This window comes from Halobacteroides halobius DSM 5150 (genome assembly GCF_000328625.1).
In the GTDB taxonomy this organism is placed as follows: Bacteria; Bacillota; Halanaerobiia; order Halobacteroidales; family Halobacteroidaceae; genus Halobacteroides; species Halobacteroides halobius.
This window is the reverse complement of the sequence record NC_019978.1, coordinates 2,579,860-2,594,281: the sequence shown is the minus strand read 5'-3', so window position 1 is coordinate 2,594,281 and position 14,422 is coordinate 2,579,860. Positions and strand designations below refer to the sequence as shown.

At 31.8% G+C, this 14,422-nt stretch carries 13 protein-coding genes, 1 pseudogene and 1 riboswitch; of the genes and pseudogenes, 9 read left to right on the top strand and 5 right to left on the bottom strand.

The genetic code is table 11. The annotated features are described in order from the left end of the window. Positions 1-34: 34 nt before the first annotated feature. Positions 35-472 (bottom strand): hypothetical protein, encoded by a 438-nt coding sequence (locus HALHA_RS12625; protein ID WP_015328163.1) that lies wholly within the window; start codon positions 470-472, stop codon positions 35-37. Positions 473-600: 128 nt separating this feature from the next. On the opposite strand from HALHA_RS12625, the gene HALHA_RS12620 reads away from it, so the two are divergent. After that, positions 601-1,866, top strand: a complete 1,266-nt coding sequence (locus HALHA_RS12620) for a patatin-like phospholipase family protein (protein ID WP_015328162.1) — start codon at positions 601-603, stop codon at positions 1,864-1,866. Here HALHA_RS12620 and HALHA_RS12615 read toward each other — a convergent pair. Next, positions 1,863-3,461, bottom strand: a complete 1,599-nt coding sequence (locus tag HALHA_RS12615) for a bifunctional diguanylate cyclase/phosphohydrolase (RefSeq protein WP_015328161.1) — start codon at positions 3,459-3,461, stop codon at positions 1,863-1,865. The genes HALHA_RS12620 and HALHA_RS12615 overlap by 4 nt on opposite strands. 18 nt (positions 3,462-3,479) lie before the next feature. Further along, positions 3,480-3,564, bottom strand: a riboswitch (cyclic di-GMP riboswitch). Between the two features lie 192 nt (positions 3,565-3,756). On the opposite strand from HALHA_RS12615, the gene HALHA_RS12610 reads away from it, so the two are divergent. Then, entirely contained in the window at positions 3,757-4,392 is a 636-nt protein-coding gene (locus HALHA_RS12610; protein ID WP_015328160.1) for a thymidine kinase, read from the top strand. Positions 4,393-4,399: 7 nt separating this feature from the next. On the opposite strand, the gene HALHA_RS12605 is transcribed toward HALHA_RS12610, so the two are convergent. Together HALHA_RS12605 and lgt are read right to left on the bottom strand one after the other, a co-directional pair. Beyond that, a complete protein-coding gene (locus HALHA_RS12605; protein WP_015328159.1) occupies positions 4,400-5,308 on the bottom strand; it encodes a P1 family peptidase in 909 nt (302 codons plus the stop codon). Between the two features lie 22 nt (positions 5,309-5,330). Then, on the bottom strand, positions 5,331-6,116 hold the full coding sequence (gene lgt, locus HALHA_RS12600) for a prolipoprotein diacylglyceryl transferase (RefSeq protein ID WP_015328158.1): 786 nt from the start codon (positions 6,114-6,116) through the stop codon (positions 5,331-5,333). 119 nt (positions 6,117-6,235) lie between these two features. Here lgt and HALHA_RS12595 point away from each other — a divergent pair, with 119 nt between their 5' ends. Beyond that, positions 6,236-6,859: a redox-sensing transcriptional repressor Rex gene (locus tag HALHA_RS12595; RefSeq protein WP_015328157.1), complete on the top strand. Its 624-nt coding sequence runs from the start codon at positions 6,236-6,238 to the stop codon at positions 6,857-6,859. Between the two features lie 308 nt (positions 6,860-7,167). Then, positions 7,168-8,559 (top strand): GTPase HflX, encoded by a 1,392-nt coding sequence (gene hflX, locus HALHA_RS12590; protein ID WP_245547372.1) that lies wholly within the window; start codon positions 7,168-7,170, stop codon positions 8,557-8,559. Between the two features lie 79 nt (positions 8,560-8,638). Here the strand turns inward: hflX and HALHA_RS12585 are convergent, their stop codons facing one another. Then, positions 8,639-9,409, bottom strand: coding sequence for a CheR family methyltransferase (locus HALHA_RS12585; RefSeq protein WP_015328155.1), 771 nt, complete (start codon positions 9,407-9,409; stop codon positions 8,639-8,641). 105 nt (positions 9,410-9,514) lie between these two features. Here HALHA_RS12585 and HALHA_RS12580 point away from each other — a divergent pair, with 105 nt between their 5' ends. The 5 genes and pseudogenes from HALHA_RS12580 to HALHA_RS13765 all read left to right on the top strand — a co-directional run. Next, entirely contained in the window at positions 9,515-10,300 is a 786-nt protein-coding gene (locus tag HALHA_RS12580; protein ID WP_015328154.1) for an MBL fold metallo-hydrolase, read from the top strand. An 11-nt stretch (positions 10,301-10,311) separates the two neighbouring features. Next, positions 10,312-11,448, top strand: a complete 1,137-nt coding sequence (locus tag HALHA_RS12575; protein ID WP_015328153.1) for a S1C family serine protease — start codon at positions 10,312-10,314, stop codon at positions 11,446-11,448. Positions 11,449-11,473: 25 nt separating this feature from the next. Further along, on the top strand, positions 11,474-11,953 hold the full coding sequence (gene rlmH / locus HALHA_RS12570; protein ID WP_015328152.1) for a 23S rRNA (pseudouridine(1915)-N(3))-methyltransferase RlmH: 480 nt from the start codon (positions 11,474-11,476) through the stop codon (positions 11,951-11,953). A 110-nt stretch (positions 11,954-12,063) separates the two neighbouring features. Next, a complete protein-coding gene (gene brxL / locus HALHA_RS12565; protein ID WP_015328151.1) occupies positions 12,064-14,028 on the top strand; it encodes a BREX system Lon protease-like protein BrxL in 1,965 nt (654 codons plus the stop codon). A gap of 192 nt (positions 14,029-14,220) precedes the next feature. Beyond that, positions 14,221-14,415: pseudogene (locus HALHA_RS13765) on the top strand (cold-shock protein); the annotation flags it as partial. Positions 14,416-14,422 lie beyond the last annotated feature (7 nt).

Sequence of the window (14,422 nt, the reverse complement as noted above, 5' to 3'; positions counted from 1 at the left end):
AGGACGCCAACTGGCGTCCTTGTTTAATTTTGGATTAAAATTTAAACTTAAATCCAGCACGAGATTCTACTTGATCCTCAGATAAATAATATTTAACTTCGGAAAATAAGAAGATAAATTGATTTCCTAATAGTAGATAAGGATCTAGGTCTTTGTTCTTAATATTTACTTTTAATCCTCCTCCACCATAAAAATCAAAAATAAAAACATCTGGAATCATATAAACTGAACTTAATTCTAATTCTGCTCCATCACTTTGCTGATATTCTAAGTTCCCCCCTAAATAAATTCCTTTTTCTAAATGGTGCTTAATACCTACAGAAGGGTATTTATCTCCAGTCTTGTATAAATTTAAGATATTTGCAGGGTAGATATTTTTTTTAATTTCAACTATGTCTTTAGCTAGAATAATATTACTGGAGAAAATAAAAACAAATAAAACTAATAAGTACAACCATATTCTTTTTTTCAATTTTTTCCTCCTTTCTATTAAATATTATATAATATTTCCAATTCTAATGAAAGGCTATTTTTTTAATTATTAGGTAACAAAAGCTATCAACTAGAAATATATTAATTATAAGGGTATAGATTAAGGAGGTGGATTTAATAAGTGATTTAAGGATTAATTTATCTATAAGTGGTGGTGGAGTAAAAGGAATAGCCCATTTAGGTGGTATAAAAGCTTTAGAAGAAGAAGGGATTGAAATAGTCAGTCTTGCAGGCAGTTCAGTAGGTGCAATTATAGCTACACTATATGGGGCAGGATATAGCATTGACAAGTTAAAAGAATTAATTTATCAGCAAGATTTAGAGGATTTTAAAGATGATTTTTCTATCATAAGATTATTTACCGAATACGGGATATATAAGGGAAATGAATTTTTGGATTGGATGGCAGAGAGGTTAGAAGCAAAAGGGGTAAGAGTCTTCGAAGATTTAAATAAAGAAGTTAAGGTTATAGCTTCTGATGCAACATATAGAAGCACAAAGGTGTTTTCGAAAGAACAGACCCCACAATTTTCGGTAGCTAAAGCAGTGAGGATGTCAATGAGTATACCTATCTTTTATAAGCCATATCATTATAACTCTAGGCTATATATTGATGGAGGAGTAATGAATAATTTTCCTTTACAAGTCTTTGCTGATTCATCTCGTCCTACTTTAGGTTTAATATTAATAGATGAAAAACCTGGTCAACCAAGTAAAATAGACAATTTGATAGACTATTTAACTAACTTATTAGAGATGGTAATGACAGTTAATGAGAGAAGACAAATTGAGCTTTCGGATGCTTATGTCATTTCAATACCGACTTTAGGGATTAAAGTAATAGATTTTTCTTTATCTAGAGAAGAGAAAAACAAATTATATATGTCCGGCTATCAGCAAGTAAAGGATAATCTAGATTATTTTATAGATAGAAAACTACCAGCTGATTTTAGGGGGAAGAATAATAGACAGCTAGAGGGAACAACAGTTGAAATAGAAGAATATAGTCAGGTTATGGAAGGTTATATTAGAAAGCAAGTGAAATTAAAGCAGATAGATGGAATAGTCACTCTAAATGATGATAACTATCTATTTGCTTATCTAGTAGCTAAAAGATTGGGTAAAAAATTTACTGTAATCGATTTAGATGGAAGAGATAGTTATTCTCATTATAATCGAATAGAAAGTGATGATACGGTATTATTTGTTAATTTTATCCAGCCAACAAGAAATAAAATCAAGGGCTTATTACATTTTATTTGGAATCAGGGAGCTAGGGCCAAGGCTGGTTACTTCTTTATCGGGCAAAGAAAGAAAATTAGGGTTTATAAACAAGAATTTCCAGTCCACAATTACTATAAAAGAGAGGGTTAATCAGCCCTCTCTCTTGCTTTTTTGTTATTACTTATTATTTTCATGAATTCTTCCACTAACTTAGGGTCAAATTGAATTCCTGCTTTCTTTTTAATCTCTTTTAAAACCTTTTGTTCACTAAGTGGTTTTTGGTATGTCCTTCCATGAATCATCACATCATAAGCATCAATGATAGCAATTATTCTTGCTAAAAGAGGAATTTCTTCTTCTTTTAATCCCTGGGGATAACCTGAGCCATTCCACCATTCATGATGATTTAAAATTTCTTGTGAAATATGACGTAATTCAAAAGAAGATTTTGCTATCTGGTATCCTATTTTAGTGTGTTCTTGTATCTTCCCCCACTCTTCTTCTGTTAAAGACTTATTCTTTTCGAGTATTTTTTTTGAGATTGCTACCTTACCTAAATCATGGAACTTAGCAAGTAAAGATAGATTATTTAATTTAGGCTTTGCTAGGTTTAATTTTTTTCCTAATTTAAGAGCTAAGCTTTCTATTCTTTGGCCGTGTTCTAATGTTTCATGAGTTTTTTTCTTTAAAGTTTCTTTTAATGAGGAGATGGTTTTATTATGAAACTTTCTGCTCTTTTTTAATTTCTTTTTATACATCCAGTCTTCTGCTTCTTTAAAGATATCTTTAGAGCTTTGGGTAGGTAGTTTTTTAGTTGCATGTCCTAAGCTAATACTAATGTCAATTAGACCTAAATCTTTTTCTTTACAGTCTTTTTCTATTCTAGAACAGACTTTTTTAACATCTTTTTCAGTAGTTTGAGGTAATAAAATTGCAAATTCATCTCCTCCCCAACGGGCTACAATATCTTCATTACGACAAGAGTTCTTGATGGTTTGAGCAGCTTTCCTTAATAACTTATCTCCTAAATGATGCCCAAATGCATCATTAGCTAATTTAAGTCCATTAACATCTCCAATGATGATACTTAAAGGTAATTGCCTTTGGGTATCAAGTCTTTGTAATTCTTGTTCAAAATACCTTCTATTATAGAGACCAGTTAGGCTATCATGAAAAGTCAAACGTTTTATTTTTTCTTCTTTTTTATATTCTTTAGTTATATCTTCAGCAGTGCAGATTACATATTCAACTTCATTTGCAGTATTTAATTTAGGTATTTTTGTAATCGATAATAGTCTTTTTTGACCTTTATAGTTTTTAACCCATTGTTTAGTTGTAATCTTTTCTTTGGTAGTAAATACCTCCTGATTGCTAGTAATACAGTTTTTGTCTTTCAATTCTTCTTTTTCTACTCCTAAAAAATCTGCATGGGCTTGGTTTACCATTCCGTATGAATCCGTATCGTTTGCATACCAAATTTGCGTTTCAACATTGTTTAATAATATTTTATGTTTTTCAAGGAGACTACGAAATTCTTTTTTCTTTTCTTTAACTTTAGTAACTCTTAACTTATGTATAGTATAGATTATGATGATAATTAAGATGGCATAGGTTAAATATAGGTATTTATTTATTAAAAGAGAAGTAGTTACTAAAATTAATGAGAGAATTAATAAAAGGATCGTAAATTTAGCAAAGTCTTTTTTCTTAGCTTCATTAGGCTGGGGTTCTTGATTAATAATCATTATATCCTCCTTATATTAAAAAATACAGGGTGGGTTCACCATTAGCTCCATATAACCCTTAGGTGACCAGTTATAGATTATACTTCATAGCTCCTTTATAATTGATTTATTAATTGGTAGCATAGGTTGCTTTATAGTCATATTTAGACAAAACTTGAAATTATCCTCTATTAGTAATAAAAAAACAGAGTTATTTTGGATTCAAAATTAATTATTTAAGGTTGTTTTTTGTTAAAGATAATCTTATAATAGTAAAGGTAGAAATTATAATCAACTTTAGGAAGGGGTTTTATTAGTGCATGGCTATTATGGAAGTGTAGAAACAGGTTGGCTAGAAGTTATTACTGGGGTAATGTTTTCAGGTAAAAGTAGTGAATTGATTAGAAGGGTTGAACGAGCTATGATTGCTGAACAGGATATTTTAGTTTTTAAACCAAGTATTGATAATCGTTATAGTGATACTGAGGTTACTACTCATACTGGAAATAAAATAACAGCAGAAATTGTAGATAATGTAAGTGATATTAATCATAAAATTAAAGAAAAAAAAGAAACAGATACTATAGATGTGGTAGCTATCGATGAGGGACAGTTTTTTTCTGAAGAATTGGTTCCTTTAGCAGATGAGCTAGCGCAGCAGGGGTTAAGGGTGATTATTGCTGGATTAGATACTGATTTTGCAGGACGAGGTTTCAAACCTATCCCAGAATTAATGGCTCGAGCTGAATATGTTACTAAGTTACATGCTGTCTGTGTTAAGTGTGCTAACCCTGCTACTAGAAACCAGAGATTAATTGCTGGTCAACCAGCTAGTATTGATGATCCAGTGGTAGTAGTAGGAGCGGGTTCTACTACGGAGTGGGATGATAATCCCCGTAGAGATGAAGAGTATGAAGCTCGTTGTCGTCGTTGTCACGAGGTGAAGAAATAATTGTAAATTATACATTGTCAATTGCTTTTACGATCGCTTGGCCCATTACTTGACTAGCTGCTGTAGCTAGCAGATTAATATCTATCCTTTTATCACCTGTACTTAAAGCAAAAATAGTATCTCCATCTAACATAGTGTGGACAGGACGAATATGTTTTGCATAACCATTATGAGCTACTTGAGCTACCTTGTTAGCTTCGGTTTTGGTTAATTGAACATTGGTTGCAACTACCCCAATGGTGGTATTTTTACCAAAACCTTTTATTTCTTCTTCTTTCATTGCTTGATAAGTATTGATGAAATCTCCTTGTTCATCCTTACAGCCAGCAATAATTTTTCCTTTCTTATCTAAAATATCTCCAAAGGCATTAACTGCTACTAGAGCTCCAACATAAATTTCATCTGTTAATTGTAGGCTGGCACTACCTAAACCACTAGGACTAGCTTGCTCTATGCCTAGTAGTTTTCCTACAGTACATCCCATCCCAGCTCCTACTTTTCCTAGTCTAGTTTCAGTGGAAGAAGCATTTTTGGTTGCTTGTTGGCCCATTGTAGCATTAGGTCTGATTTGATAATCCCCAACCTCAAGATCAAATAGAACAGCTGCAGGAACAATAGGTACTTTAGTAACGCCTACATTAAAGCCGATTTTTTTGTTTTCTAGAGTAGTCATAACTCCATCTGCAGCAGATAATCCAAAAGCGCTTCCTCCAGTTAATAAAATAGCATGAGCTTTGTCTACTGTATTAATAGGATCTAAAAGGGCTAGTTCTCTAGTACCAGGTGCCGATCCTCTAACATCTACTCCAGTAGTAGCTCCTTTTTCAGTTAAAATAACAGTACATCCTGTCATTCCTTCTTTACTATGGGCATGACCTACTTTAATTCCAGGTACATCAGTGATATAATCTTTCATTGTTGGCCCCCTTAAATAATTATTAGTTTTTAATATAATGATTATAGTAGCCAATTCCAACAGAAAATAAAATTATAACAACGCTAATTACTTTAGCCATTTTAAAAGAACCTAACATTAAGCTATCTGTTCTCATCTCTTCAATGAAGAAACGACCGAAAGAATAAAGACTAATATAACTTAAAAATACTTCACCAGGTTTGAGGAAGTCTTGTTTTTTCCAGTAAAGAGTTAAGAATAGGAAAACTAATAAGTTCCAGATTGATTCATATAAAAATGTAGGATGATAATAGATGCCATTAATTTGCATTTGTTCTATAATCCAATACGGTAGATGCAAGCTTTCTAAAAAATTTCTACTGACTGGGCCACCATGAGCTTCTTGGTTCATAAAATTACCCCATCTACCAATAGCCTGTCCTAAAATAATACTAGGAGCAGCTATATCAGTTAGTTTTAAAAAGGACACTCCTTTTTTATAGGCAAAGGTAACCCCGGCTAATAAAGCAGCAATTAAGGCACCATGAATAGCTAGCCCTCCGTGCCAAATAGCAATAATTTCTTGAGGGTGTTGACTATAATAATCCCATTGAAAGATGACATAATAAGTACGTGCTCCAATAATTGCACAAGGAATCCCCCAAATGACAAGATCTATAATTAATTCAGGATCGATATTTCTTCGTTTAGCCTCGTTAGTAGCTAATAGTAATCCAATTAATACAGCAGACGCCATAATAATTCCATACCAGTAAACAGTTAGAGGACCTAGTTTAAAAGCTATAGGATCAAGATAAGTTGAATTCATTTGTTTTCCTCCTTCATATTTGAAGCTTCTGTGGTTGACCAGACTTAAATTTAAGATTATAATAAAGTTAATGAATAGTCAAGAATATACTTATTATAAACTATAAAAGGAGAGATATTATGAAAGAAATAAGAACTCCAGCAACAACAGTAGAGAGGTTACCTCTTTATTACCGCTGTTTACAAAAATTGTCAGAACAACAAGTAGAAGTTATTTCATCTAAGGATTTAGGGAATATGTTAGGAATTCCTTCTACCCAGGTAAGAAAAGATTTATCTTATTATGGTGAATTTGGGAGAAGAGGAGTAGGATATGAGGTATCTGTTTTATTAAAGAACTTAGAGAAGATTTTAGGTTTGGATAATGATTGGGAGATTGTCTTGATAGGGGCTGGGAACTTGGGCCAAGCTCTAGTTAACTATGGCAACTTTAGGAATTTAGGCCTTGAAATAAATTATGCTTTAGATGTAGACCAAGGTAAGATTGGGAATCATTTAGGAGATGTAAAAATTCATTCTGTATCTGAATTGGATGATTTAGTACAAGAAAAGGATATTAGAATTGCTATTGTAGCTGTACCAGCAGATTCAGCTCAACAGATTGCTAACAAATTAGTTGCTAATGGAGTAGAAGCTATTTGGAATTTTGCTCCTACTAGATTAGAGGTACCTGAAGAAATTGAAGTTCGTAATGAAGATCTATCTATCGGCTTAATCAGTCTAACTTATCACCTATCGGAGTAACTTAATGGAGGAGATAACAAATTAATAATCTTGATAAATTATTAGAATTTAGATTAGAACGCGGAAAGTTAATTACACAACAATTATTAAATAAGGTAGTTGATTTTAACGAAGAGCAAATTAATTTATTACTAAATCGTAAAGGCCAAGTAATAGATTATCAGTTAGGCACTTTACAGACAGATTTAATTGAAGGAGTTAGAAGAAGAAGAAGTAAAAAGCGTTTATCGGGATTAAGGATATTAGTATTTCATAAAGGAAAGAGAAGGATAAAAAAAGAGTTAGTTTTAAAATATCGGTTGGATAATTTGACTTATTTTAATTTAAATAGACAGTACTTAGAGATTATCTTTCCTGAAATTAAACAAGGTAGATTGACTGGTATAGCAAAGCAACAACTTGGATTAAAGGAAGCTGATACATTTAATTATGTAGATATTGTCTATAAATTAGAAGAAGAATTAAGTCATGTAGAAACTCATCAAATAAAACAAAGTCAAGAACGGGCTATTTTGGTAGGAAGTAAAGAAGAAAGCCTAAAAGAGTTAAAAAATCTAACTACTACAGCAAAAGTAGAAGTAGTAACAAACTTAACAATTAGAGATAGAGTAGTAGATCCCGCCTATTACATAGGCCAAGGGAAAGTTAGTCAAATAAAGCGAACTTTAATTAACCAGCAAGCTAATGTAATTATTTTTGATGATGAATTAACTCCAGCTCAATATAGTAATCTAGAAGAGGGTTTAGGTGTAAAAGTAATAGATAGAACCCAATTGATTTTAGATATCTTTGCCCAACAAGCTCAAACTAAAGAAGGCCAACTACAAGTAGAATTAGCTCAACTAAAGTATTTATTGCCTAGACTAATCGGTCAAGGAGCTAAAATGTCCCGATTAGGTGGCGGTATAGGTACTAGAGGGCCTGGTGAGACTAAATTAGAGATAGACCGTAGAAGAATCAGAAAAAGAATCCATCGGTTAAAAAAAGATTTAAAGAAGATAAGAAAGAATCGTCAGTTACAGCGTAAAAATCGACGTCATCCAGTCATTTCATTAGTAGGCTATACTAATGCAGGTAAATCAACTGTAATGAATTTATTGACTAAAGCAGAAGTGGAAGCTAAAGGTAGGTTGTTTGCTACTTTAGATTCTACTTTACGTCAAATAAAGTTACCAATAGGTAGGCAAGTGATTGTTAGTGATACAGTTGGATTTATTAAAAAGTTACCACATGATTTGATAGCTGCTTTTAAAGCAACTTTAGAAGAGATTAAGGAAGCTAATTTATTATTACATGTGGTTGATAGTAGTCATCCTAATTTAAAAGAAAGAATGGCAGTAGTTCATGATGAATTAGAAGATTTAGGTGTATTAGATAAAGAGATAATTACTGTTTTTAATAAAGCAGACCTAGTAGCAGATAATAAGTTAGATTTATTACAACGAGATTACCCTAATAGTGTAGTTATATCAGCTTTGCATGGCAAAGGGAAAGAAAGATTACTAAATAAAATTTCTTCCTTTATTGTTCAAGGAATGATTAAAGTTAAGCTTAAATTGTCTTATGATAAAGCCAATTGGCTAGATCGAATATATCAAGAAGGGCGAGTACTAAATAGAAGTTATGATAATCAAGGAATTAAATTAGAGGCTCAAATACCTAATAGGTTAGCAGCTAAATTAAAGAAGTATAAAATTTAATTTTAAGAGGATCAATATTGATCCTCTTAAATAATTAATTGTATTGATATTAATTATTATTCTTTATTAAGTAGTAATTTTAAGCCTTTTTATAAAAGGATGTATATAATTTTTCTAGATTATATTTTTTAGGTTGCAGTAGATATTCTGTATTTCCTAAAAATAAAATTCCATCATCAGTTAAAGCTTGACTTAGTTTTTGAGTTAGCCTATTTTTTATCTCTTTGGTAAAATAAATAAAGACATTTCTACACAAGATTAAATTTATATTTGTTTCATAGTCATCTTTAAGTAGGTTTAGTCTTTTAAATTTAACTTGTTGTTTAATTTTAGCATCAAGGAGATAGTTATTATTTTCTTTAGTGAAATATTGATCAATAATTGATTGATCAACTTTTTTAAGGTTAGTTGGTTTATATTTCCCTTTACGAGCGGTAGCTAATGCTGTAGAATCAATATCAGTTGCTTTAATTTCATAACGCTTAGGGCCAACCCCTAATTGATTGAGGATGATTGCAATTGTATAAGCTTCACAACCAATAGATGATGCAGCACTCCAAATTTTAATTTTATTATGCTTTTTTAATAACTTAGGCAGTACTTCTTCTTGTAAATATTTATAATTATCTGGGTTACGGAAGAATTCTGTAGTATTAATAGTCATATGCTCTAAGAATTCTCTCTTAAATTGAGGATCTGTTTTTATTTTATCAAAACAGGATTTATAATCAGATAAATTATGCTTTTTTATGAAGTTTTTTGTACGTCGTTTAACTCTTTTTTGTTTATAACTAGTAAAGTCTACTTTAATTTTTTGGGATACTTGATTTATAAAAGCTTCAAAATCCATTTTTTACCTCCTTATGAATATACGTCTTATATTATTGATTAATTCTTTATTTACAGACTTAATCCTGTTTAAAAATAAGAAATTTATAAAGAGAGGGGGATTAAATTGCAATTATGTGTTTTAGCAAGTGGTAGTTCAGGGAATGCAATTTATATTGCTAGTCAAGAACGGAAGGTTTTAATAGATGCAGGGCTAAGTGGAAAAGAGACTAGTCGTCGTTTGGCACAAATTGATGTTGATATTCATGACTTAGATGCTATTTTATTAACCCATGAGCATGGTGATCATCTTACTGGAGCTGGGGTAATAGCTAGAAAGTGCAAGATTCCTATTTATGCTACTGATGGAACCTGGCAGGTAGGTGAAGAGAAATTAGGCAAGTTGACTTCTAGCCAGAAGTTAATTGTTAAGCAAGGCTTTAATATTGGTAATTTAAAGATTAACCCTTTTAGTATATCCCATGATGCTAAAGAACCTGTAGGATATACTGTTAGTTCTGATGGTAAAAAGCTAGCAATAGCTACCGATATGGGAGTAGTAACAAAAGAAGTTAGAGCAGAAATTAATGATGCTGACTTAGTAGTTTTAGAATCTAACCATGATCTCGAGATGCTTAAAATTGGCCCTTACCCCTGGTCATTGAAAAAAAGAGTAATGGGCCCGCAAGGCCATCTATCTAATGATGATGCAGCAGACTTAATAGTTGAACTGGCTAATAAAAAGGCAAGTCGTATATTATTGGCCCATTTAAGCCAAGATAATAATATACCTGAACTAGCTTTTCTAACAATTAAGAATATGCTAGTAGATGATGGACTGGAGATAGGTCAAGATATTGAATTAGATTTTACTTCTCAAGATCAAATATCTAAACTTTACCAAGTAGGTTAGGGGGGGAGAATATGGACTCGTTATTTACTGATAGAAAATATTCTGGTTTAAAGGTCTACTTATTATTGGTTGTAATAGCTTTATTATTAGGTGGTGGATTGATTTATTTTATTAGTCTCCAACAAACTCATTCACAACAAGAAGTTAAATCAAACCAAGAAACAAAAACTGTTAAAGTGGAAAGTCATAGATTAAGTAAAGAAGATGCAATTATTACAGTAGTTGATAAAGTAGCCCCAGCAATTGTAAAAATTACTACTAAAAAGGAGAAGATAGTCTCTGATTTTTTTGCGTGGCAGACTAAACGTACAGTAAAGGGCCAAGGTTCAGGAGTAATCATTGATCAAGATGGTTATATTGTGACGAATAATCATGTGATTGATCAGGCGGATCAGATTAAGGTTATTTTATCAGATGGAGATAAAAGCTACCAAGGAAAAATAGTCGGACGTGATCCCGTTACAGACTTAGCAGTAATTAAGATCAATCCTGGGTCAGAAAAACTTCCTGTGGTTAAGATAGGGAATTCGAATAATCTAGAAGTAGGCCAATTGGCAATAGCAATTGGTAACCCTTATGGCTTTTCGGAAACTGTTACAACAGGAGTAATTAGTGCTTTAGGACGACAAATTCAGTTACAAAAAAGCACCGGTTTAATTAATATGATTCAGACTGATGCTGCAATTAACCCCGGTAATAGTGGAGGGGCTTTATTAAATAGTCAAGGAGAAGTAATTGGAATTAATACAGCAATTATTGAACAGGCTCAAGGAATTGGATTTGCTATTCCGATCAATGTAGTTAAAGAAATTACTAAGGAGTTAATTGCTAAAGGAGAGGTAGTTAGGCCTTGGTTAGGAATTTATGCTTCGAGTATAAACTCTAAGTTAGCTAAAGAGTATGATCTGGCAGTTAAGCATGGTGTGTATATTTTTAATGTAATAGAAGGTAGTCCTGCTTTTAAAGTTAACTTACAAAACGGAGATATTATTACTAAAATAGATCAAAAGATAATTACTAGTATGGCTAGACTTAAAGATATCTTGCAGGAGTATCAAGTTAATGATAAGATTAATTTGACAATTTATAGAGCAGGAAAGAAGAAAGAAATTAGTGTTAAGTTAGCTAAAATGCCACAAGATTACTAGTGGTGTAGATAAGAGGAGGGACGTTATGAAACTGCGTGTTATAGCAGTAGGTAAGATTAAGGAGAATTACATTCAACAGGGAATTAATGAGTTTATAACTAGATTAGAACGTCATACAGATGTAGAAGTAACTGAAGCTAAAGCAGAAAGAATCAAAGGTAGCTTAAGTTCAGCAGAAATGGAACAAGTTAAGGAAAAAGAAGCTGACAGAATTATTAAGCAGTTAAATAATAGAGCTTATACAATTGCTCTAGATCCACATGGTAAACCAATGACATCTAAAGGCTTAGCTAAATCAATCAATAATCTGCAAGTGCAAGGTTATAGTAGTATTGAATTTATTATTGGGGGTACACTAGGTTTACATAGTAAAGTTCGAGAAGAGGCAGATTATGTTTTAACTTTTTCTCATATGACTTTTACCCATGAGATGATTCGGTTGATTTTATTAGAACAGGTCTATCGAGCATTTAAGATTATGAAAGGTGAACCATATCATCACTAATTTAAGATTATTATTATTAGATTAGAGGAAAAAGGGACTTGTGTAGTTAATTTAAACAATAAGAATGATAATCTAATTCTTTAAATTAAATTGTAAAGTGGTGATTTGAAGTGGAGGCACTAGATAATAAAATAAAAGAAATATACTCAAATCAAATTGTTAATAAAGATTTAACAATTAAACTTAAACAAAAGTTAAATCTTCCGACTTATGTAATCGATAATTTGTTGTTGAATCACCAAGGAACCGATCATGTAGAAGAGCTTTATCAGTTATTACAAGATCAAATAGTTAATCCTAAGGATAATTTAAAGGTGCAGGATAAAATTAGACATCAAGGTAGTCTAACTGTTATAGATAAGATAACTGCTAAATCTATAACTGGAAAAGATAGTTATTTGGCCCATTTAATGAAGTTAGGGATTAAAAAAGCTAAAATTTCTAATCAGATAGTTAAAGGGCACCCTAAATTATTTGGTGTGGGATTGTGGGCCAAGGTCAAAATAAGCTATCTAGGATCAAAAGCTACAAAAAAGAGTGAGTTTAAAATTGAAGATTTGAGCCCTTGTGAAAGGACAACTTTTAGTTTAGAAGAGTTTAAGGAGAAGTCAAGTCAACTTAATAAAAACGAGCGGCTATTTTTATTACTAAGGAGTATTGGAATTGAGCCAACCCAATTATCTAACCGACAACAGTTACTTTTGCTAACGAGATTAATTCCTTTTGTAGAAAAAAATTATAATTTTATAGAATTAGGCCCCAGAGGAACAGGGAAGTCGTATCTTTATCGCCAATTATCAAATCAGTCTATTTTGGTATCAGGAGGAAAAACAACTGTAGCTAATCTCTTTTATAATATGGGAACTAAAGAGGTTGGACTAGTTGGTAACTGGGACGTTATTGCTTTTGATGAAGTAGCTTATATTGATTTTAAAGATAAGACTGCAATTCAAATTTTAAAGGATTATATGGAATCAGGAGCGTTTAGCCGTGGGAAAGAAGAAATTGATGCTGCCGCTTCAATGATTTTTTTAGGGAATATCAATACTGACCTTAGTATTTTATTAAGAGATAGCAACTTATTTGAACCTTTACCTGATAAAATGAAAGATATGGCCTTAATTGATCGGTTCCATTATTATTTACCTGGCTGGGAGATTAATAAAATAAAAGAAGAGAGTTTAACAAAAGCTTATGGGTTAGAGAGTGGATATTTAGCTTTAATGTTTAATAAATTAAGGGAACTTGATTTCACAAATGTAGTAGAGGAGCATTTTATACTTGATGAAGAAATGGATATTAGAGATAAGCGGGCAGTAAAAAAGACAGTATCTGGCTATCTTAAATTATTACATCCTAGTGGTGAATTTACTCAAGAAGATCTGCAAGTATATCTTGAGTTAGCTCTAGAAGGAAGAAAGCGGGTTAAAGAACAGTTAACTAAACTCGGTTCTTTTGAATATGAAGAAATAAGTTTTGAATACACTAGTTGTTCATCAGATGAAAAATATTACCCTGTGCTTCCGGAGTATAATATAAGCCAAGGGTTTAAAAGAAGGTTAGCTAAACCGGGAACTGTTTATGTAGGTCAGATTATTAATGGGCAAAAATTTGCTTTACTAAGAATAGAAGTTGATATAAAACCTGGCAGTGGCAAATTATTATTTGTTAATAAACAGATAAAGCAAGGACTAAAGCAGGATGTTAGAAAGACTTTCTTATTTATTAAGCGAGGAAATGGTCGTTTTGATTTAAGAAAGAAGTTAGCAAATTATGATTTTAGTATTAATATAACTATTATTTCAGAAGGAATTGATGCTGATATAAGTAATCCCGTTTTTCTAGCTATTTATTCCGCTTTAAATAATAAATCAGTCTCTCATGGGCTATTAGTTACTGAAGAAAGTAGTCTCTATCGTAAACCAGATAATAGTTATATAATAGAGGCTGTTAAAGTTAGTGTTCCAGGTGATAAAAAAAGAGTAAGAACACTATTACCTTTAAAGAAAAATAATCTTTTTGTTCAAGTCCCAAGTCAAGTAATAGAACAAGCTCCTGTTTTTATTGAGGTTTAAGATTAAATTTAAGTTTGACAAAGTTATAGCAGAATGATATCATTAATCACAGTGTGAAATTAACATATTTTGGAGGGATTTATGATGGTTAATAATTTAGGTAATGCTTTTGCAGAAGCAGGTCTTGTAGACGAAGATCAAGTTGAAGAAACAACAAAAGACCTTTCTAATGAACCTACAGAACCAACTAATACTGGTACTGTAAAGTGGTTTGATACAGAAAAAGGTTATGGATTTATTGAGCAAGAAGATGAAGATGATGTTTTTGTTCACTTTTCTTCTGTTATTGGTGAAGGTTTCAAAGATCTTACAGAAGGAGAAGAAGTTAAGTTTGATGTTGCAGAGACTGATAAAGGTCTACAAGCAGAGAATGTTATTAAACTATAAATATAGT

Excerpts from the sequence above, each read along its gene's own strand:
- HALHA_RS12615 (WP_015328161.1), bottom strand. The coding sequence starts at position 3,461 with ATGATTATTAATCAAGAACCCCAGCCTAATGAAGCTAAGAAAAAAGAC.
- HALHA_RS12605 (WP_015328159.1), bottom strand. The coding sequence starts at position 5,308 with ATGAAAGATTATATCACTGATGTACCTGGAATTAAAGTAGGTCATGCC.
- lgt (WP_015328158.1), bottom strand. The coding sequence starts at position 6,116 with ATGAATTCAACTTATCTTGATCCTATAGCTTTTAAACTAGGTCCTCTA.
- HALHA_RS12595 (WP_015328157.1), top strand. The coding sequence starts at position 6,236 with ATGAAAGAAATAAGAACTCCAGCAACAACAGTAGAGAGGTTACCTCTT.
- HALHA_RS12585 (WP_015328155.1), bottom strand. The coding sequence starts at position 9,409 with ATGGATTTTGAAGCTTTTATAAATCAAGTATCCCAAAAAATTAAAGTA.
- HALHA_RS12575 (WP_015328153.1), top strand. The coding sequence starts at position 10,312 with ATGGACTCGTTATTTACTGATAGAAAATATTCTGGTTTAAAGGTCTAC.
- rlmH (WP_015328152.1), top strand. The coding sequence starts at position 11,474 with ATGAAACTGCGTGTTATAGCAGTAGGTAAGATTAAGGAGAATTACATT.